Origin of the sequence: Agrobacterium sp. 719_389 (assembly GCF_900188475.1) — a bacterium.
In the GTDB taxonomy this organism is placed as follows: Bacteria; Pseudomonadota; Alphaproteobacteria; order Rhizobiales; family Rhizobiaceae; genus Agrobacterium; species Agrobacterium radiobacter.
The window spans coordinates 234,069-254,489 of sequence record NZ_FYEM01000004.1 but is presented as its reverse complement, the minus strand read 5'-3'; the positions used below and the strand labels follow the sequence as shown (position 1 = coordinate 254,489).

Sequence of the window (20,421 nt, the reverse complement as noted above, 5' to 3'; positions counted from 1 at the left end):
GGGAAATAAAAGGCGCGATGCCGGTGCATTCATCTTGCCTGCGCCATCCGGGCCGGTGACCCGGATGGCGTTTTTTAAGGTTGTCGCTCAGCGTGCCTGAACGATATCGCCAAGCAGCCCCGCCGCGACCGTCAGACGGGCAAGATTGGTATCGCCGCTGTCGCTGAGCGCGCCGAGTTCGGAGACGATACGGTTGACGCGCACGCGGTCTGCCGCATACCAGGCCTGAACCGGATCCTTTTCCTTGGCATATTCCGTCAGCGCGGAGATGACGATCCGTCGTCTCGACGAGGAGATCTGATCCTGGCTGCGCAGGAGAGCCAGACTCTCGTAATGATCCGCCGGCGTAATGCGCTGGCTGGCATCCAGCAGACGCGCGACACGGAAAGTCGAGGAGACGGTGGCATAGCTTTCGGCGGCGCGGGCGAGCGTCGTGCCCGCACTTTCGGCGATGCGCATGATTTCAGGCACATAGACCAGCAGCGAAAGCGTATCGAGTTCCTCCAGAAGAGCTTGGGGAACGCCGTCGATTTCCGTGACGCCAAGCTCCCGGCGATATTTCGCTGCCGCTGGCGACAGCGTCTTGATCGCGGTTTTCAGACGCTCGATCTCGGTCGCCATGTCGCCCGTCGCCGCGCCCGCACTCCCGGTTTGCAGGTAAAGTCTGCTCGCATCCGAGAAGATACGTGTGATCGTCGCATAAAGCCCGTTCTGGACTTCACCTCCGATCTTGCCGTCAAGCGCGTCGACTTCGCTCCAAAGACGTTTGAGACCAAAACCGTCCTCGATTATCACCGCCGCCTTGACGACATCAGCGGCCAGAAGACCGCTCGCATCGGCAAGTTTCTGTACAAAGCCCGGGCCGCCGCGATTAACCACGGCATTGGCGAGTGCGGTCGCGACGATTTCGCGGTGCAGACGATGCGCCTTGATATCGTCGGCATAGTTCTTCTGCATCTTGGCGGGGAAATAATCGACCAGCAGATGCTGGAGATAAGGTTCGTCCGGAAGCGGGCTTGCCACCAAGGCATCGAACAGGGTCAACTTGGCATAGGAGAGAAGCACGCCGATTTCCGGCCGGGTCAGCGGTTTGCCGGAGGCATATCTTTCGCTGAGTTCGGCATTGTTCGGCAGGGTTTCTACCTTGCGGTTCAGCTGTCCGGTGGCCTCCAATGCGCTCATCAGGCGGCCGAGTTCTTCCCGGTTGGCGAGGCCCAGCCGCTCCGTGAGCGAGATCGCCAGGGATTGCAGGTAGTTGTTGCGCAGCACCAGCTGCGCCACCTCCGGCGTCATGGAGGCGAGAAGCTGATTGCGCTTCGGCATCGTCAGGCGGCCGCTATTAACGGCGGAGGCGAGCGCGATCTTGATGTTGACCTCGACGTCGGAGGAATTCACGCCCGCCGAATTGTCGATGGCGTCGGAATTGCAACGCCCGCCCGCGAGCGAATAGGCGATGCGGCCCTTCTGGGTGATGCCCAGATTGGCGCCTTCGCCGATGACTTTCGCGCGCAGCTCTGTTGCATTGACGCGGATGGGGTCATTCGCCCTGTCGCCCACCTCGGCATTGGTTTCCACCGCCGCCTTGATGTAGGTGCCGATGCCGCCGAACCAGAGAAGATCGGTTGGCGCCTTCAGGATGGCGGTCATGATCTCGAAAGGCGTGGCGACCGATTTGTCGATGCCGATGGCAGCCACGGCTTCCGGCGTCAGCGTCACCGATTTTTCGGAGCGCGAAATGATCATCGCGCCGCCGGAGAGGGCCGAACGATCATAATCCTGCCAGCTGGAGCGCGGCAGTTCGAAAAGCCGCTTGCGCTCGGCAAAGGACTTGTCGGTATCCGGATCCGGGTCGATGAAGATATCGCGGTGATCGAAGGCCGCAATCAGCCTGATCTTTTCCGACAGCAGCATGCCGTTGCCGAAAACGTCGCCGGACATATCACCCACGCCCGCCACGGTGAATGGCGTGGTCTGGATGTCGGTGCCCATTTCACGGAAATGGCGTTTTACCGTTTCCCATGCGCCGCGCGCGGTGATGCCCATCTTCTTGTGGTCGTAGCCGGCCGAGCCACCCGATGCGAAGGCATCGTCCAGCCAGAAGCCGGCGTCGTGGGCAAGGCCGTTCGCCGTATCGGAGAAGGTGGCGGTTCCCTTGTCGGCGGCGACAACGAAATAAGGATCGTCGCCATCGAGCCGCAGTGTGTCGGCCGGCGGCACGATGGCGTCCTCAACGATATTGTCGGTGATGGACAGCAGGGTGCGGATATAGGTCTTATAGGCCTCGCGGCCGGCATTGAAGACCTCGTCGCGGGAGCCGCCGGCGGGCAGGCTCTTCGGGAAGAAGCCGCCCTTGGCGCCAACGGGAACGATCACTGCGTTCTTGACCTGCTGCGCCTTGACGAGACCGAGCACTTCCGTGCGGTAATCCTGGCCCCGATCCGACCAGCGCAGACCGCCACGTGCGACCTTGCCGAAGCGCAGATGCACACCTTCGACCTCGGTTCCGTAAACGAAGATTTCGCGGAAGGGGCGGGGGTCGGGCAGGCCATCAAGATGTTTGGGATCGAACTTGAACGCCAGAATGTCACGCGGCGTGCCATCGGGATTCTTCTGGAAGTAGTTGGTGCGCAGCGTCGCGTCGATGGCGTTGACGTAACGTCGGAGGGTGCGGTCCTCATCGAGATTGGGAACGCCGCTCAGTGCCGCTTCGATTGCCTTGTGTATCTCGGCGAGTTTCTTCACCCGCTTCTTTTCCTCAACAGACGGATCGAAGCCGGCCTTGAACAGCGCGAAGATATTCCGCGAAATATCAGGATATTTATAGAGCGTTTCGGAAATATGCTCCTGCGAATAAACAATGCCGGTCTGCCGCAGATAACGGGCATAGGCGCGCAGGACGGAAACTTCGCGCACTGTCAAACCGCTGGTGAGGATCAGGCGGTTGAAATTGTCGTTATCGACCTTGCCGGAGAAGGCGGCAAGGAAGGCTTCTTCGAGCTTCGGTCCGTAATGCGGCAGATCGAGCGTCGTGCCGGCTGCGACGGAGAGCTCCATATCGTGCAGAACGATATCGCGCCTCTCGCCATCTGAAACCACGCCGATGTCGAAGGTGCGCTCACTGATGACGTTGAAGCCGAGATTCTCGAGCAGCGGTACGCGGCGCGAAAGCGGCAGGTGACCGTCGCGGTGGAAGATTTTCAAGGACAGCGTGTCGGCCGACTGGCCTTCCTGCTGGTAAAATTCGATGCGGACCGGCTCACCCTTCGCGGCACCCAGAATATCGGGCATGTCGCCGATCGCCTCTTCCGGCGTGAAGGCCTCCTGATAGGCCTGATCCACCTCCAGCACCGGCGCACCGGGCTCCGACAGGGCAATGAAGTGGTCTATCCAGCGCGCTGCAATATCGCTGACGGCGTCTTCGAGCTTGTCCTGGGCAATGCGTGGGGTTTTGCCTTCCGTGCGCCCGACGATGAAGTGCACGCGGGCGACGGCGCCTTCGGGGAAGGCGGGGTAATAGGCGGAAATATGCCCGTCATAGACCCTGCTCAGATAATCGCCGATCTTCTCACGCACATAGGAATTATATTCCTCACGCGGAACGAAGATAATGGCGGAAACGAAGCGGTCGAAACGGTCGATACGCGCAAGCACGCGCACGCGCGGCCGGTCGCTCAGTTCCATGATCTGCTCAACGAAGCGGATCAGAAGATCCGTTTCGATCTGGAAGAGATCGTCGCGGGGGTAGGCTTCCAGCGTGTTCTGCAGGATGCGGCCGGAGTGGCTGTTCGGATCGAAGCCGAAATGGCGTTCGACTTCCGCGACCTTGGCGCGCAGCAAGGGTATCTGCTTGACCGAGCGCGTGTAGGCGGTGGCGGTGAAGAGGCCGACGATGCGCAATTCGCCGATGACATTGCCGTCCTCGTCGAAGCGTTTGATGCCGATATAATCCATATAGGCGCGGCGGTGCACAATGGATTTCACGTTGGCCTTGGTGACGATGAGGAAATCCGGGCCGTCGAGGAAGGCAAGGATTTCCGGGGTCGTCGTCACGGCATTCTTGCCGAGACGCAGCACGCGCACATCCGGATCGCTGAGACTGCCGAGGCCAACGCCGTCGCCGCGTTCGATCTTCGCGTTCTTTCCCTTGCCGGAATAGGTGTAGTCACGCATGCCGAGGAAGGTGAAATTGTCATTGCGAAGCCAGTTGAGGAATTCAACCGCTTCTGTCCGTTCCGTTTTGCGCCTCGACGAGCCGCGCTTGGACAATTCGTCCAGCGCCTCGTCAAGTTTCGCCAGCATGGGCCGCCAGTCGCGATAGGCCGACTGGACCTGCGTCAGGACGAAGCGCAGCTTCTCTTCCAGTGCGGCGGCGGCCTGCTGCGTGAGTGGGGCGATATGCAACTGGATGAGGCTGATATTTTCAGCGGGATCATCCTCCGGTTCCGCAAGACGATAGCCTGCCTGCGCGCTTTCGTCGCGCACCAGTATTGGGTGCACGGCGAGGTAAAGGCCGCGATAGCTGCTGGTGACCTCGCCCATGACGGAATCGTAAAGGAAAGGCATATTGCGGCCGATGATGGTCAGAACCGTTACCGGAACGTCCCGCGGCGAAACGCCCTCCACCTGGGAGATGCCGATGTACGGAACTTCTCCCGTCCAGCGCGAAAGCGCCTGGAAACTGTGGGCCGCGCTTGCCGCCAGCATCTCTGCGGAATAATATTCTATATCGTCCGCACTTGCCCTTCCATAAAGAATACCTGGATCAAGAAATTGGACATTTTCGGCAATTGCCTGCTGGCGCGCTTTTTCGATCTGTTTTTCGCGTTTTGGATTGTTTCTGTAGCCCATTTGACGTGGATTCCTCCAAAAATCACACTTTAATTTAAAAAAAGCATCGCCAATTTGCGGATTTTGCCTTTTCAGTCGAATCGGATATTGGCGTGTAATTACGAAGAGTTTAAGAGGCTTTCGTGTTTCTGCAGTTTGGAAACGAAATTTTTTTGCTCCCTTTGCCATGAGGCCTGTCACGAAGCATTTTGACAGTATTTCTGCGGCTAATTTTTAGGCGGTTCTTTGGCCGCCATGTGATGTTGCGGCCACGGTCGAAGCAAATTATTGATTTGCGCCTATTTTTGTGGTACACCAACGACACTGATCCACAGCGTGGCATTTGTGTGCCCAAAAACACCACGAAAGCAACACCTCTTTTGCACGCGGTTTCCGTGACATATCGAGCGTTTACGTTATCGAACCCCGCAAGACGGGAAGGTGTGTTTTTGCGTGCACGGCTGGACCAGTGCGGAGTCACCTGACGGTTCCCCCGTCTCATCAGGGCCTGACCGACCCAACCCCGGCATCCCCGGGTATGTAACAGGGAGTTTTTAGAACGAATGACGACCCAGCAGAAGAAATCTCCAGCACATCACGGCTTTAAAACCGGTGAAGCGATTGTGTATCCCGCTCATGGTGTCGGTACCATCTCTGCAATCGAGGAACAAGAAGTCGCCGGCATGAAGCTTGAGCTTTTTGTCATTGATTTCGAAAAAGACAAGATGCGTCTTAAAGTTCCCGTCGCCAAAGCCGTCAGCATCGGCATGCGTAAGCTTTCCGAAGGCGATTTTGTCGAGCGGGCGCTGAAAGTGGTGCAGGGCAAGGCGCGTGTGAAGCGTACCATGTGGTCGCGCCGTGCGCAGGAATATGATGCGAAGATCAATTCCGGCGATCTCATCGCGATTGCGGAAGTTGTGCGCGATCTCTACCGTGCGGAAAACCAGCCGGAGCAGTCCTATTCCGAGCGTCAGCTTTACGAAGCTGCTCTCGATCGCATGGCGCGCGAAATTGCCGCCGTCAACAAGATGTCCGAAACCGAGGCTGTTCGCCTGGTGGAGGTCAACCTTGCCAAGGGCCCCAAGCGTGGCAAGACTGTTGAAGAGGACGATTCTCAGGACGAAGCCGCTTAATATCAGGCTTTTTCCTTCTAAAAAAACCCGCCTTAATGGCGGGTTTTTTGTTGGCTGCCTGTAGGCTCGACGTTACAGGATCCGGATCTTTGTGTCCTTGCGCAGATGCGGTAGAATGCGGTGCATGTCTCGGGGGTGCAGGGCGACGCAGCCTGCGGTCGGTTCATATCCCGGCCGGATCAGATGCATGAAGATCGCCGAGCCGCGGTTGCGGCTTCTCGCGGTGATGTTCCAGTCAAGCACCAGGCACACGTCGTAGAGGCCATCCTTGCGCATCATCTCTTCATGGCTCGGGGTGAAGGGCGCCTTGACCAGCCTGTTATAATTGGCGTTGCGTGGCTCGTCGCACCATAGCATGGACTTCCGTGTTCGCTGCATCGGCAATGCCGTGGTGATGCCGGGAAGACGGTCGCCGCGATAGAACCCGTGAAGCAGGCGCATAGTGGAAATGGGGGATTTTCCGTCTCCCTCACGTTTCAGCACGGTGCGGCCATTACGACCGATCGCGGCTGGAAAAGTGAGGTGTCCGAGCTGGACGATGGCGCGGCTGATTTTCGAAGGGGCTGGCCGAACCATGAGCGTCGATGCGCGTTTACGTTGTCTTGCGGGCTGTATGCTCATGTTTTTCACGAGATTTTGCTTTGCAGGTTATTTAACGTGAAGTCATAGCACTTCGTTATATCAAGGCAATGGGTTGACCTTTTATCGGCAAACCGCTGAATTGGCTGATAATTAGAGCGCCAGGCGTCTTTTCGGACGCCCAAGGGACGCTCTAACTCTTTTAAACTACGTATCGTGCCTCTCGAAAATCGAACCTGATTTTTGGGCTGATGCGCTAAAGTAAGAAAGGCTGAGAATCCGAATGACGGCTCGCACTATCCTTCTGGTGGACGATGACGACGATCTTCGGGAGACGCTGACCGAGCAATTGTCTCCCTATGAGGAATTCTCGCTTTTGAGCGGCGCAAACGCCGCACAGGCGATGCAGACCGCCAAGACCGCCCAGGTCGATCTTTTGATCATGGATGTCGGCCTTCCGGACATGGACGGCCGCGAGGCGGTAAAGCTGTTGCGCAAGGGCGGCTTCAAGGCGCCGATCATCATGCTGACCGGGCACGACACCGATTCCGATACTATCCTTGGGTTGGAAGCTGGCGCGAATGACTATGTGACGAAACCCTTCCGTTTCGCCGTGCTTCTGGCCCGTATCCGGGCGCAGCTTCGCCAATACGAGCAGAGCGAGGATGCGGTTTTCACCGTCGGGCCCTATCAGTTCAAGCCCAGCCAGAAGCTGCTGACGACGGAGGACGGCAAGAAAATCCGGCTGACGGAAAAGGAGGCGGCGATCATCCGTTATCTCTACCGTGCCGGCAGCACTGTCGTGACACGCGACGTCCTGCTGGAGGAGGTCTGGGGTTACAATTCCGGGGTGACGACACACACGCTCGAAACGCATGTCTATCGTCTGCGCCAGAAGATCGAACGCGACCCGTCCAACGCTGAAATTCTGGTCACCGAGAACGGCGGATACAAGATCGTTCCCTGAGCAGGGACCTCGTTGCGACTTTCATCTCGTCGTTTAAAGCTCACGCCGCGCGTCCGAAAGGCGCGCGGCGTTCTAACATCTTGTATTTTGAGGGCTGATATTGGAAAACCGCTATAGTGATGCAGGCGTTTTCCGGAGTAACGATCAACATGGCCTTGACGGACGATATCATGCTGCTGGGGCAAGTGCCGTTGTTTGCTGGGTTCAGCGATGACCAGCTGCGGCTCATCGCCTTCGGTGCGGAACGCCGCCGTGTATCCGCCGGACAGACATTGTTCCGGGAACACTCACCGGCAGAATGCGCCTTTGCGGTGACATCGGGCCAGTTCGAGCTTTTCACGGCCGGGCGGGATGGCAAGCCCGTGCTGCAGGCGACGCCGGGCAAAGGGGCGCTGCTATCGGAGCTGGCGCTTTTCACGCTTTGCGAAAGAAAGTTCACTGCCGTCGCGGCTGAGGATTCCGAAGTCATCCGCATAACGCGCATCCTCTTTCACCGGCTGGTGGAGGAGTTTCCGGAAGTGGCCGATATCGTATCGGCGCGCATTCGCGACAATATCGCGTCTTTGGCGGCAGGTGCGGCCCGCTTGCAGAACCGCTTCGTCTGACGCCAAGTCAAACGCGCCGGTTCAGAACCGGAACTTGGCGGTGACCGGAACGTGGTCCGACGGCCGGTTCCAGCCACGGGCCTCGCGCAATATGTCGATTTTTTCAAGCGAGGGGCCAAGATCCTGCGAAGACCAGATATGGTCAAGACGGCGGCCGCGATCAGCCGCTTCCCAATCCTTGGCGCGGTAGCTCCACCAGGTATAGATCTTTTCCGTCTCCGGCACGTTCAGACGCATCAGATCGAGCCAGTTACCCTGCTTCATGATATCAAGCATCCCCTCGGTTTCGACGGGCGTGTGGCTGACGATCTTCAGAAGCTGCTTGTGGGACCAGACGTCATTTTCGAGCGGTGCGATGTTGAGATCACCGACGAGAATGGACGAGGTGCCGGGCACGCCATCGGCACGCAGCGCCTTCATTTCCTCGATGAAATCGAGCTTGTGGCCGAATTTCGGATTGATTGAGCGATCAGGCTCGTCACCGCCTGCCGGTACATAAAAATTATGCAGACGCACGCGGCGCGATCCAACCTGGAAAATCGCGGAAATGTGTCGCGCGTCGCCGATACCGCAATAGTCCTGTCGATGATCTTCGGTCAGCGGAATCTTCGAGGCGATGGCGACGCCGTGATAGCCCTTCTGGCCATGGATGATAACGTGCTCATACCCCAGCGCCTTCAGCGGCTTCATCGGAAACTCGCCATTCGGGCATTTCGTTTCCTGAAGGCAGAGAATGTCGGGCTTGTAACGCACCAGAAACTGCTCAACGATCGGCATTCTGAGCCTGACCGAGTTGATGTTCCAGGTGGTTATCGAAAACGACATGCATGTGCTCCGCTTTTATCGCCGCGAACCGCATGGCCCGTGACATGTTTCCGGGGCGCAGGCTTATAACATCGCGATGAAAACGGGAATGTATTTTAGCGGTAAAACGCAAAAGGCGACCACAGGGCCGCCTTTCGAAGATTTTCCCCAAGGCTTGACGCCTCAGCCGCCTTTGCGGACTTCCTCGTAATTGATGCTGAAGACGCGTTCATCGAGGTTTACGCCGGTCTGGACGTTGAAGATCATGACGGTCGTGTCCTTGTTCTGGGCATCGGTCGTCGTCCATTGCCTCAGGTCGAACGTCTTCGGATCAAACATCAGGGTAATGGTGGAATCGCCGAAAACGCTCTTGTCACCCAGTACGATGGTCGTCAGGTCCGATTCTTCCTTCACGTTCCGGACCTTCTGGTTACCGAGATCGATCTTGTCGGACAGAAGCAGGCTGAGCGGCGTCTTGGAGAGGGGATAAAGATCCCATGTCTTCAGCTTCATATTGCCGATGACGACGTTCTTGCCGTCGGCAATGACGCGCATGGGCGAAGGGTCCTCGTAGTTGAAACGAAGCTTGCCCGGCCGTTCGATGTAAAACTTGCCGCCGGTCTGCTCACCGCGCGGGCCGAACTGGACGAACTCCCCCATCATGGTTTTGACCGACGAGAAGTGATTGGCGATTTTCTGTGCGGTCGCGCTATTGCCGGCCGCCTGGGCAAAGGCGTCAAGCGGCGACAGGCCGGCGATCACCGCAGCCATGGAAAATGCCGTCAGCACGCCACGTCGCGTCACGCCATTTTGCGTTGCGTTTGCGTTGGCCGTTTCGCCGGTGGTGAGGTCGTTCATTCTATTCTCCTTCATCGCAGCGATTGTCCGCATAAAAGGCGGCGGCTTCATGACGTTGAAAGCGTGGAATAACGCTTCTCCGCCCCGCTTGGTTGCGGACGTTATCGCTCGATGATGTCTGCTTCCGTTGGCACGAGGATTTCGCGTTTTCCGGCATGATTGGCGGGACCGATGATGCCTTCCTGCTCCATGCGTTCAATCAGCGAGGCGGCGCGGTTGTAGCCGATGCCGAGACGCCGCTGCACGTAGGAGGTGGAGGCTTTGCCATCGCGAAGCACGACGGCCACGGCCTGATCGTAGGGATCCTCGGAATCGGAGAAATTACCGGCGCCGGCCGTGCCGCCGCCATTGCCTTCCTCGTCGTCTTCCTCGGTAATCGCTTCCAGATATTCCGGCGACCCTTGTGTCTTCAGATAGGCGACGATTTCTTCGACTTCATTGTCGGAAACGAAGGGACCGTGCACGCGCTGGATGCGCCCGCCGCCCGCCATATAGAGCATGTCACCCATGCCGAGCAGCTGTTCGGCGCCCTGTTCGCCAAGGATGGTGCGGCTGTCGATCTTCGACGTCACCTGGAAGGAGATGCGGGTCGGGAAGTTGGCCTTGATCGTGCCGGTGATGACGTCGACCGATGGCCGCTGGGTGGCCATGATGACATGGATACCGGCGGCGCGCGCCATCTGCGCCAGGCGCTGCACGGCGCCTTCGATGTCCTTGCCGGCAACCATCATCAGGTCGGCCATCTCGTCGATGATGACGACGATATAGGGCAGGGGCTTCAGGTCGAATTCTTCCGTTTCGTAGATCGCCTCACCGGTCTGACGGTCGAAACCGGTCTGGACAGTGCGGGTAAGGATTTCACCCTTGTCGAGCGCCTGCTGCACGCGGCTGTTGAAGCCGTCAATGTTGCGCACGCCGATCTTCGACATTTTCTTGTAGCGCTCTTCCATCTCGCGCACCGTCCACTTCAAAGCCACTACGGCCTTTTTGGGATCGGTAACGACCGGGGAAAGCAGATGCGGAATGCCGTCATAGATCGACAGTTCGAGCATTTTCGGATCGATCATGATCAGGCGGCACTGTTCCGGCGACATGCGGTAGAGCAGCGAAAGGATCATGGTGTTGATGGCGACGGACTTGCCCGAACCGGTGGTGCCGGCGACCAGCAGATGCGGCATCTTGGCAAGATCGGCGATGACGGGTTCGCCGCCGATGGTCTTGCCGAGCGCCATGGCGAGCTTGGCCTTGCTGTTTTCGAAATCGCGGCTGCCGATCAGTTCGCGCAGGAACACGGTTTCGCGCGTCTGGTTCGGCAGTTCGATGCCGATGGCGTTGCGGCCGGGGACGACGGCGACGCGGGCGGCAATCGCGCTCATGGAGCGGGCAATGTCATCAGCAAGACCGATGACGCGCGAGGATTTGATGCCGGGCGCCGGTTCCAGTTCGTAAAGCGTGACGACCGGGCCGGGGCGGACATGGATGATTTCGCCCTTGACCCCGAAATCCTCGAGAACGCCTTCCAGAAGGCGGGCGTTCTGTTCCAGCACTTCCTCGCTCAGCATATTGTCGCGCACGACATTTTTCGGCTCCGCCAGAAGGTGAACGGTTGGCAGCTGGAAACCGTCGGCGGCGATGAAGGAGGCCTGCGCCTCCCTTGCCACGCGTTCGCTGGGCTTCGGGCGCGCGGAAGGCGCTGTTATTCTGGGCTGTCCGCGTCCCGTCGCCTGTCTGGCGGTGAATTTCTGGTCGGCCTCGTCGTCGGAGAGAATGCCGTCCGGCAGGCGGCGTCCGTCCGCGTCGAAGGGCGGTTCGTCATCCATGTCCTCGTCATGATCGAGCGCGATGGATGGAGGTGACATCTGGCGACGCGATGCGGCGCGTTCTTCGAAAGACGGCTCTGCGCGCTGGTCGAGGCGGTTGATTGCGGTCTTGAGGCGAGAGGGTTCGTTCAGCGTGCCGAATTCATATTCGTTGAAGTCATAGGGATGTTCGAATTCATCGTGCAGGGACTTCGACTTCAGGCCGAACATGCGGCGCAAGCGCGCCTGGGTGATGTACCAGTAATGCGCCAGCGCGCCGAAGGCGAGCATATTGGCGAAAAAGCCTTCGCCGTCGTCTTCGTCATCCTCTTCGGCCTCACGGGCTGCGCGGGCCTTGCTGGTGGCGACAGGAGCAGCTTCTTCCCGCTCCAGTTCATCGTCCAGGCCGCCCACAATGCCGGCGGCAAACAACATAAGCCAGGCAGCCGGTGCCGCGAATATGACACCCAGTACCGTGGCGATCGTGCCGGTGGGGTAAGCGCCGATGAAAAGGGCCGGAAAACGAAGGATCATGTCACCGATGACGCCGCCGATGCCGTTCGGAAGCGGCCAGGTGACGGGAGCAGGAAAACAGCCCAGCGAGGCGGCGCAGACAATGGCGCCAGCGATCCAGGCCACAAGGCGGACGGGTATGCGGTGGAATTTTCGACCGGCGATCAGTGCGATCGCCCAGGCGATAACCGGCAGGAGTGAGATGATTGCGGAAAGCCCGAGGAACTGCATCACGATATCGGCGAAAATCGCACCACCGTAACCCAGAAGATTGGTAGGCTGGTTTCCCGTCGCATAGGAGAGGCTTGGATCCGCCACATTCCATGTGGCGAGTGCGGCAATGCCTAGCGCGATCGTGGCCAGCAGAGCGAAACCGGCCAGTGCCATGATCTGACGCACGAAAAACGCCGTCAGCACGAAGCGTGTGTGACGACCATCGAATGTCGGAGAATGCATTCTGCCCATGTCCCTGAACCCGTCGCTTTTCTTGGTTTCGGCAAGATTCGGCTGGTGACCAAATCCCGGATTGACAGGGAAAACTAACCGCTTGCTGGTTAATGTCGTATTAACCATGCGGTTTTTTGAGCGTTTATGGGTTGCCTCAAAGAAAAAGGCCCGCCGAAGCGGGCCTTCTTTCGGGAGCGGGGATGGAGAACCCCTTTTCCCTGATATCAGGAGTGGTAGGCGGCTTCGCCGTGGGTTGCGAGGTCGAGACCTTCGCGCTCGGCTTCGACCGGAACCCTGAGACCAACGATCACGTCGACGATCTTGTAGAGGATCGCCGAGACGACGGCGCACCAGACGATGGTGATGGCGACGGCGACGAACTGCGTCCAGACCTGCGAAGCGATGGAGAAATCGGCCTTGCCGGTGCCACCGAGCAGCGGCGAGGTGAAGATGCCGGTGCCGAGCGCGCCGATGATGCCGCCAATGCCGTGGACGCCGAAGACGTCGGCGGTGTCGTCATAACCGAACTTGTTCTTCACCACGGAGACGAAGAAGTAGCAGATCGGCGAGACGACGAGGCCGAGAACGATCGCGCCCATCGGTCCGACAGAACCGGCCGCAGGTGTTACGGCGACGAGGCCGGCGATCATGCCCGAAGCGGCGCCCAGCATGGAAGCCTTGCCGCGGGTGAAGCTTTCAACCAGCGACCAGGAAACGATGGCGGCTGCTGTTGCGAGGAAGGTGTTCATGGTTGCGAGAACCGCGCCACCCGATGCCTCGAGGTTGGAGCCGGCGTTGAAGCCGAACCAGCCGAACCACAGCATGGCTGCGCCGACGAGCGTCAGCGTCATGGAGTGCGGAGCCATCATGTCCTTGCCGAAGCCGGTACGCTTGCCGACCATGATCGCGCCGATCAGGCCCGCAACACCGGCATTGATGTGAACGACCGTGCCGCCGGCGAAGTCGAGAGCGCCCATGCCGAAGATCAGGCCGTTCGCATCCCAGACCATGTGAGCGATCGGGAAATAAACGAAGGTGGCCCACAGGATGGTGAAGAGAATGACGGCGGAGAACTTCACGCGTTCTGCGAAGGCGCCGATGATCAGCGCAGGCGTGATGGCCGCAAAGGTCATCTGGAAGGCGATGAAGGTGTATTCGTAGATCACTACGCCCTCAGAGAAGGTTGCCGAGGTACTGTCAAGCGAAACGCCCGACAGGAACAGCTTGCCGAAACCGCCGAAATAGGGGCCGGTGCCGCCGCCAAAGGCAAAAGAGTAGCCGTAGATGACCCAGATGAGCATCATGACCGCGGTGATGACGGTGCACTGCATGAGAACGGAGAGCATGTTCTTCGTGCGGACGAGGCCGCCGTAAAACAGCGCCAGACCCGGAAGGATCATGAACAGCACGAGGATTGTCGCGACATACATGAATGCTGTGTCGGCTTTTTCAGGAACGGGCGCTGCGGCTGCTGCCGGCGCGGCATCCTGGGCAAAGGCGATGGCCGGGGCCATCAGGGCCGCCGCTGCGGCGCCCAGCTTGCCGAGCGTTGAAAACTTGTTGAGTTGCATAGTTGGAAAACTCCCCTGTCAGCCGTGCTTCAAAGCGCTTCTGTGTTGGTTTCGCCGGTACGGATGCGCACGGCCTGTTCGATAGAGTAGACGAAGATCTTGCCGTCACCGATCTGCCCGGTCTTTGCCGCAGACGCGATCGCCTCGACGGCCTTGTCGACGACGTCGGATGGAACTGCGATCTCGATCTTCAGCTTGGGAAGGAAGCTCACCGCATATTCCGTGCCGCGATAAATCTCGGTATGCCCCTTCTGGCGTCCGTAACCCTTTACCTCGGTCACGGTCAGGCCCTGGATGCCGACGCCGGTGAGCGCTTCGCGCACTTCATCCAGCTTGAACGGCTTGATAATGGCCATCACAATTTTCATCTGGTTTCCCATCCTTTGTTTTGTCCTCGGCACGGAGCCGACTCTCCTGCCGCTGGCAGATCAGTAACAGCGACTGAGGACATACATTCAAAGGGCGTGCCAGTTTTGAGTGTGTATCTAACGTATTGAAATATAAAACTTATATGAAAGGCGTCTGAAAAAGGGGCATTTGTCGCCAAAATTTGCGTCTATTAAATGTGCGATTTTGAGAAAAAGCACATTATTTAATCATTTGCCCTTTTGCGGATCAAACCCTCCTGCGCCACTGACGCGACCAGTTCACCCTGTCTGGTGAAAATATTGCCACGGGTCAAACCGCGCGCGCCTGATGCGCTGGGGCTATCCTGTGTGTAGAGCAGCCAGTCGTCCAGCCGGCATGGGCGGTGGAACCACATGGCGTGATCGAGGCTCGCCACCTGAATGGAGGGATCGAAGATCGTCGTTCCATGAGCATAGAGCGAGGTGTCGAGCAGGGTCATATCTGAGAGATAAGCGAGAATGGCCGATTGCAGGCGCGGATCATCCGGCACGTCGCCGACGGCGCGGACCCAGATATCCTGCTGCGGTTCCAGCTTTTCTTTCGAGATATAGTGGGTCAGCGAAGCAGGCCTTATCTCGATTGGGCGCTTGTTGCTCCAGTATTTGCGAATTGAAGCGGGCGCCTTGGCGAGGAAGGCCGCCTGCATCTGCTCTTCGCTCATCAGCTTTTCGGGCTGCGTCACATCCGGCATCTTGATCTGATGGTCGAAACCATCCTCAAAAATCTGAAACGAAGCCGACATGGAAAAAATCGCTTTGCCATGCTGAATGGCGACGACACGGCGGGTGCAGAAACTCGCGCCGTCACGAATGCGTTCTACCTGGTATACGATGGGCACCAGCGGATCGCCCGGGCGCATGAAATAGGCATGCAGCGAGTGCACGAAACGGTCGTCATCCACGGTCCTTTGGGCGGCAATCAGGGCCTGCGCGATGACCTGACCGCCAAAAACCCGCTGCCAGCCGATTTGCGGGCTTTCGCCCCGGAACAGGTTCTCCTCCAGCTTCTCGAGATCGAGCGTGGCGATGAGATTGGCCATCGGGTCTGACGTTTGCGAGGGATGCGACATTTTTTCGGCCTGCTCCGGCTGTAGGAAGACGTCACATGGTCTATAGTGCGCCGATGATGCGTGCACAAGATTTGAGGAGAAGCGTGATGCTGGACGTAGTGGTGGCAGGCGGCGGATATGTCGGTCTTTCCGTTGCTGTTGCAATCAAGCAGGCGGCCCGGCATCTGAATGTGCAGGTGGTCGAGGCCGCTCCCGAGGATGTCTGGGTAAAGGATGTGCGTGCGTCTGCCATCATCGCCGCGGCCACCCGGATGCTCGATGTTTTCGGCATATGGACCGAGATCGAGCCGGAAGCCCAGCCGATCCACAAGATGATCGTCACCGATTCGAAGACCGCCGATCCGGTGCGCCCCGTGTTCCTGACGTTCGACGGTGCCGTAGAGGAGGGCAGGCCGTTTGCCCATATGGTTCCGAATGTCGCTCTGGTGGGTGCGTTGCGGGGCCTGTGCGAACGCCTTGGCATAGAAATCCGCCACGGTCTCAGTGTTTCCGATTTCGCCGCGGGGCCGCAATCGACGGCCATCAGCCTTTCCGACGGGTCGACGCTCGAATCGCGATTGCTGATTGCCTGTGACGGGGTTCGCTCGGCACTCAGGGACATGGCTGGTATCAAGACCGTGCACTGGGCTTATGATCAGTCCGGTATCGTGACGACCGTTGAACATGAGCGACCGCATGAGGGCTGCGCCGAGGAGCATTTCCTGCCATCGGGCCCCTTCGCCATCCTGCCCTTGAAAGGAAACCGGTCTTCGCTCGTCTGGACCGAACGCACGGCCGATGCCGACAGGCTGGTGGCCTCCGACGATCTGGTGTTTGAAGAAGAGCTGGAGCGCCGGTTCGGTCACAAGCTTGGTCCTCTGCGTCCCGTCGGTCCCCGCCGCGCCTTCCCGTTGGGTCTGACGCTGGCGCGCTCCTTCGTCGCGCCACGGTTTGCGCTTGCGGGTGACGCGGCGCATGGCATTCACCCGATTTCCGGGCAGGGCCTCAATCTTGGCTTCAAGGATGTGGCGGCGCTCGCGGAAACGGTCGTCGAGGCAGACCGTCTGGGCCTCGATATTGGCTCTCTCAATGTTCTGGAGCGTTACCAGTCCTGGCGGCGTTTCGATACATTGCGGATGGGCGTGACGACCGATGTGCTGAACCGGCTTTTTTCCAATGATATTGGTCCTATCCGCGTCATGCGTGATTTCGGTCTCGGCGTCGTGGATCGTTTGCCGGGTCTGAAATCCTATTTCATCGGTCAGGCCGCCGGCACGACGGATGCGAATGCCCCGCGTCTGCTTGCCGGCGAGGCGCTTTGATCCGGCCCTTCGCATATGCTTCGGATCGGCTTTTCCGGGATTGTCGCTTGACAGCCTATCCCGGTATTTTCTGGCCCGACGCCCTGCCGTAAAGATGAATCCGGGCAAGGACTTATCCGGATTCATAATCTGGTATGGGCCGCGCGCTCGCCAACCAGATATTGCGGAGAACAAAAGCTGAATCTTGCGGAGTCAGCGATTCGTATTCGATTCGTTCGCAGACTGTTCCGCAGCCGAATCGATTCCATTTTCGCCGGATTCTTTTTGTTTCTTCAACCTGCTGAATCTGCACGGAAAATTCCGTCGATCGGTCGCCTTGCGCCACTTTGCGGGCAAGGCCTATTGCCTTTGTCAGCGGGCGTTGCCATGTGTGGTGCGTGCGGCCAGCATCAGCAATGGTGAGCGGCACGGCAAGCAGTTGAAGTCGATTCGCGGATAGTACGTTGAATTTTCGCCCCATGATCCTGAGCGGCCGCGGTGTCACGGCCGTTCTCGGCCCCACCAATACCGGCAAGACCCACTACGCGATCGAGCGGATGGTCGCGCATGGCAGCGGTGTCATCGGCCTGCCGCTGCGTCTTCTGGCGCGGGAGGTCTATACCCGCCTCGTTGAAAAGGTGGGTGCGCCGAATGTGGCGCTGATTACCGGCGAAGAAAAGATTTCACCTCCCAAAGCCAAATATTCCGTCTGCACGGTTGAAGCCATGCCGCGCGAGACGACGGCCGCCTTCGTCGCGATCGACGAGGTGCAGCTGGCGGGCGATCTTGAGCGCGGGCATATCTTCACCGACCGGGTGCTGCATCTGCGCGGGCGGGAGGAAACGCTGCTGCTCGGCGCGGGCACGATGCGCCCTATCCTCGAAAAGCTGCTGCCCGGAATTACCGTGGTGGAACGTCCGCGCCTGTCGCAGCTTTTCTACGCGGGTCAGAAGAAGATAACACGCTTGCCACAGCGCACGGCGATCGTCGCTTTTTCCGCCGATGAGGTCTATGCCATTGCCGAACTGGTGCGCCGCCAGCGCGGTGGTGCTGCCGTGGTGCTGGGTGCGCTTTCGCCACGCACGCGCAATGCGCAGGTGGGTCTCTACCAGTCCGGTGATGTCGAATATCTTGTCGCGACGGACGCCATCGGCATGGGTCTCAACCTCGATGTCGATCATGTCGCCTTCGCGCAGGATCGCAAATTCGACGGTTATCAGTTCCGCAATCTCAATCCGGGCGAGATCGGCCAGATTGCCGGCCGCGCCGGCCGCCATCTTCGCGATGGCACATTCGGCGTGACAGGGCGTGTCGATCCGTTCGATGACGAACTGGTGGAGCGGATCGAAACCCATCAGTTCGACGCGGTGAAGGTGCTGCAGTGGCGGACGAAAAATTTTGATTTTTCCTCAATCGCCAATCTTCGCCTGAGCCTTGATGCCGCGCCGGCGATCCAGGGACTTTCGCGCGCCCTGCCGGCAATCGACCAGCAGGCGCTGGAATATCTGTCGCGTTATCCCGAGATCATCGATGTGACGACCACCGATTCGCGGGTGGAAAAACTCTGGGAAGCCTGCGCGCTGCCCGACTATCGCCGCATCGCTCCCGCACAGCATGCCGACCTGATCTCCACGCTCTATTTCGACCTCGTCAAACGCGGGGCGGTGAACGAGGATTTCATGGCCGAGCAGGTGCGTCGCGCCGACCGGACGGATGGAGAAATCGATACCTTGTCTGCGAGGATTGCGCAGATCAGAACATGGACTTATGTATCGAACCGCCCAGGATGGCTTGCCGATCCGACACACTGGCAAGAAAAGACTCGGGAAATCGAGGATCGATTGTCCGATGCGCTACATGAAAGGTTGACGAAACGCTTTGTTGATCGCAGGACATCTGTGCTCATGAGGCGCCTGAGAGAGAATGCGATGCTTGAAGCTGAAATCAGTGTAAATGGTGATGTCTTTGTAGAAGGACATCACGTCGGCCAGTTGGCCGGGTTCCGGTTCACGCCGGTGCCGGGAATGGAAGGGCCGGATCAGAAGGCCGTGCAGGCTGCGGCGCAGAAGGCGCTCGCGCTCGAATACGAGGCGCGTGCCGCGCGTCTGCACGCCAGTGGAAACGGCGATCTCGCTTTGAGCTCCGATGGTCTGGTTCGCTGGTTGGGCGAGCCGGTAGCCCGCCTTTCGGCCGGCGACAACATCATGAAGCCGCGGGTGATCCTGCTTGCCGACGAGCAGTTGAGCGGCAATGCCCGTGATCACGCGCTGGCGCGCGTCGAGCGTTTCGTCAATCATCAGATTGCGACCGTGCTGAAGCCGCTGGACGATATTTCCCGCGCCGAAGACCTTCAGGGTCTGGCGAAGGGCCTGGCGTTCCAGCTGGTCGAAAATCTTGGCGTGCTGTTCCGCCGCGACGTTGCCGAAGACGTGAAGTCGCTGGATCAGGACGCGCGCGCCTCCATGCGCCGTTACGGCGTGCGTTTCGGCGCCTACCATGTTTTCCTGCCCGCGCTTCTCAAGCCCGCTCCGGCGGAGCTTGTCACGCTGCTCTGGGCTTTGAAGAATGATGGCCTCGGCAAGCCGGGTTACGGAGATCTCATTCCGGTGCTTGCCGCCGGCCGCACCTCGGTCGTCACCGATGCCAGCTTCGAGCGCATGTTCTATAAGCTCGCCGGTTTCCGTTTCCTCGGAAAGCGCGCCGTGCGTATCGACATTCTCGAGCGCCTGGCCGATCTCATCCGCCCGTTGTTGCAGTGGAAGCCCGGCCAGCAGCCGCGTCCGGAAGGCGCCTATGACGGTCGCCGTTTCACGACAACGACGGCCATGCTTTCCATCCTCGGCGCAACGCTCGACGACATGGAAGAAATTCTGAAGGGCCTTGGTTACCGCGCCGATCAGGTGACGGCGGAAGAGGCGCAGGCCTTCCTCGCCAGCCACGCCGGTGCCTCTGCCCCGGTTGCCGCAGAAGCGGCTGCTACTGAAGAGGAAAGCGTCGAGACCGAGGAGCACGAGCCGGCTTCCGAAGAACAGGTGTCCGAAACGGCGGCTGTTGCGGAAGGCGAAGCTGCCGAGGCGCCGGTTGCGGAAGCTGCCAGCGAAGAGGCTGCCACAGCCGAGGCCGCGCCGGAAAACGCCGAAGCCGCCGAGCCCAAGCCCGTCCTTCTGTGGCGTCCGGGTGGTCGCAACGAAAATCAGCGTGGCGAAAACCGTCGTCCCGGCAATCGCGGTCAAGGCCGTGGTGAGGGAGCCCGCGAACAGGGTGAGCGTCGCGGTGAAGGCCGTCCCGGCAATCGTGACGGTGGAAACCGAGAAGCTGCCAATCGCAGTGGCGACGGAGAGCGCAAGCGTGATGGCGGACGTCCCGACCGTGGCAACAACCGCAACAATGATCGTCATGATCGCGGGGAGCGCAAGGATCGGCCGGAACGCAATGACCGTGGCGGAAAGCCGCAGGGTCAGCAGCGTTTCGAAGCCAAGCCGCCGCGCAAGGAGAAGCCGCTCGATCCGGATTCACCTTTCGCAAAGCTCGCTGCTCTCAAGGAGCAGCTGAAGAAGTAAG

At 59.2% G+C, this 20,421-nt stretch carries 14 protein-coding genes; 5 read left to right on the top strand and 9 right to left on the bottom strand.

Annotated elements, in window-relative coordinates; all coding sequences use genetic code 11:
- Positions 1-87: 87 nt before the first annotated feature.
- Positions 88-4,848, bottom strand: a complete 4,761-nt coding sequence (locus tag CFB10_RS10010) for an NAD-glutamate dehydrogenase (protein ID WP_020010767.1) — start codon at positions 4,846-4,848, stop codon at positions 88-90.
- A gap of 542 nt (positions 4,849-5,390) precedes the next feature.
- Here CFB10_RS10010 and CFB10_RS10005 point away from each other — a divergent pair.
- Complete coding sequence (locus tag CFB10_RS10005) at positions 5,391-5,960, top strand: CarD family transcriptional regulator (RefSeq protein WP_003505223.1); 570 nt, start codon at positions 5,391-5,393, stop codon at positions 5,958-5,960.
- Positions 5,961-6,032: 72 nt separating this feature from the next.
- Here CFB10_RS10005 and CFB10_RS10000 read toward each other — a convergent pair whose 3' ends face one another.
- Complete coding sequence (locus CFB10_RS10000) at positions 6,033-6,536, bottom strand: L,D-transpeptidase (RefSeq protein ID WP_026363737.1); 504 nt, start codon at positions 6,534-6,536, stop codon at positions 6,033-6,035.
- A 286-nt stretch (positions 6,537-6,822) separates the two neighbouring features.
- Between CFB10_RS10000 and CFB10_RS09995 the strand changes: the two genes are divergently transcribed.
- Both CFB10_RS09995 and CFB10_RS09990 read left to right on the top strand, forming a co-directional pair.
- Positions 6,823-7,506, top strand: a complete 684-nt coding sequence (locus CFB10_RS09995; RefSeq protein WP_003505216.1) for a response regulator transcription factor — start codon at positions 6,823-6,825, stop codon at positions 7,504-7,506.
- A 149-nt stretch (positions 7,507-7,655) separates the two neighbouring features.
- Positions 7,656-8,111 (top strand): cyclic nucleotide-binding domain-containing protein, encoded by a 456-nt coding sequence (locus CFB10_RS09990; RefSeq protein WP_026363738.1) that lies wholly within the window; start codon positions 7,656-7,658, stop codon positions 8,109-8,111.
- Between the two features lie 21 nt (positions 8,112-8,132).
- Here the strand turns inward: CFB10_RS09990 and CFB10_RS09985 are convergent, their stop codons facing one another.
- From CFB10_RS09985 to tesB, 6 genes are all read right to left on the bottom strand, one after another.
- A complete protein-coding gene (locus tag CFB10_RS09985) occupies positions 8,133-8,936 on the bottom strand; it encodes an exodeoxyribonuclease III (RefSeq protein ID WP_020010770.1) in 804 nt (267 codons plus the stop codon).
- Between the two features lie 162 nt (positions 8,937-9,098).
- Positions 9,099-9,824, bottom strand: a complete 726-nt coding sequence (locus tag CFB10_RS09980; RefSeq protein WP_020010771.1) for an outer membrane lipoprotein carrier protein LolA — start codon at positions 9,822-9,824, stop codon at positions 9,099-9,101.
- A gap of 50 nt (positions 9,825-9,874) precedes the next feature.
- Positions 9,875-12,541: a DNA translocase FtsK gene (locus CFB10_RS09975; RefSeq protein WP_020010772.1), complete on the bottom strand. Its 2,667-nt coding sequence runs from the start codon at positions 12,539-12,541 to the stop codon at positions 9,875-9,877.
- A gap of 215 nt (positions 12,542-12,756) precedes the next feature.
- On the bottom strand, positions 12,757-14,103 hold the full coding sequence (locus CFB10_RS09970; protein ID WP_020010773.1) for an ammonium transporter: 1,347 nt from the start codon (positions 14,101-14,103) through the stop codon (positions 12,757-12,759).
- Positions 14,104-14,132: 29 nt separating this feature from the next.
- On the bottom strand, positions 14,133-14,483 hold the full coding sequence (locus CFB10_RS09965) for a P-II family nitrogen regulator (protein WP_004444057.1): 351 nt from the start codon (positions 14,481-14,483) through the stop codon (positions 14,133-14,135).
- 212 nt (positions 14,484-14,695) lie between these two features.
- Complete coding sequence (tesB, locus tag CFB10_RS09960; protein ID WP_026363740.1) at positions 14,696-15,580, bottom strand: acyl-CoA thioesterase II; 885 nt, start codon at positions 15,578-15,580, stop codon at positions 14,696-14,698.
- Between tesB and CFB10_RS09955 the strand changes: the two genes are divergently transcribed.
- The gene (locus CFB10_RS09955) at positions 15,556-16,881 is read left to right on the top strand and encodes a ubiquinone biosynthesis hydroxylase (RefSeq protein ID WP_371258479.1); all 1,326 of its coding nucleotides are present in this window, start codon (positions 15,556-15,558) and stop codon (positions 16,879-16,881) included. The genes tesB and CFB10_RS09955 overlap by 25 nt on opposite strands.
- Before the next feature lie 112 nt (positions 16,882-16,993).
- Here CFB10_RS09955 and CFB10_RS09950 read toward each other — a convergent pair whose 3' ends face one another.
- Positions 16,994-17,365, bottom strand: coding sequence for a hypothetical protein (locus CFB10_RS09950; protein WP_244559859.1), 372 nt, complete (start codon positions 17,363-17,365; stop codon positions 16,994-16,996).
- Between CFB10_RS09950 and CFB10_RS09945 the strand changes: the two genes are divergently transcribed.
- The gene (locus CFB10_RS09945; protein WP_020010777.1) at positions 17,340-20,420 is read left to right on the top strand and encodes a helicase-related protein; all 3,081 of its coding nucleotides are present in this window, start codon (positions 17,340-17,342) and stop codon (positions 20,418-20,420) included. The genes CFB10_RS09950 and CFB10_RS09945 overlap by 26 nt on opposite strands.
- Position 20,421 lies beyond the last annotated feature (1 nt).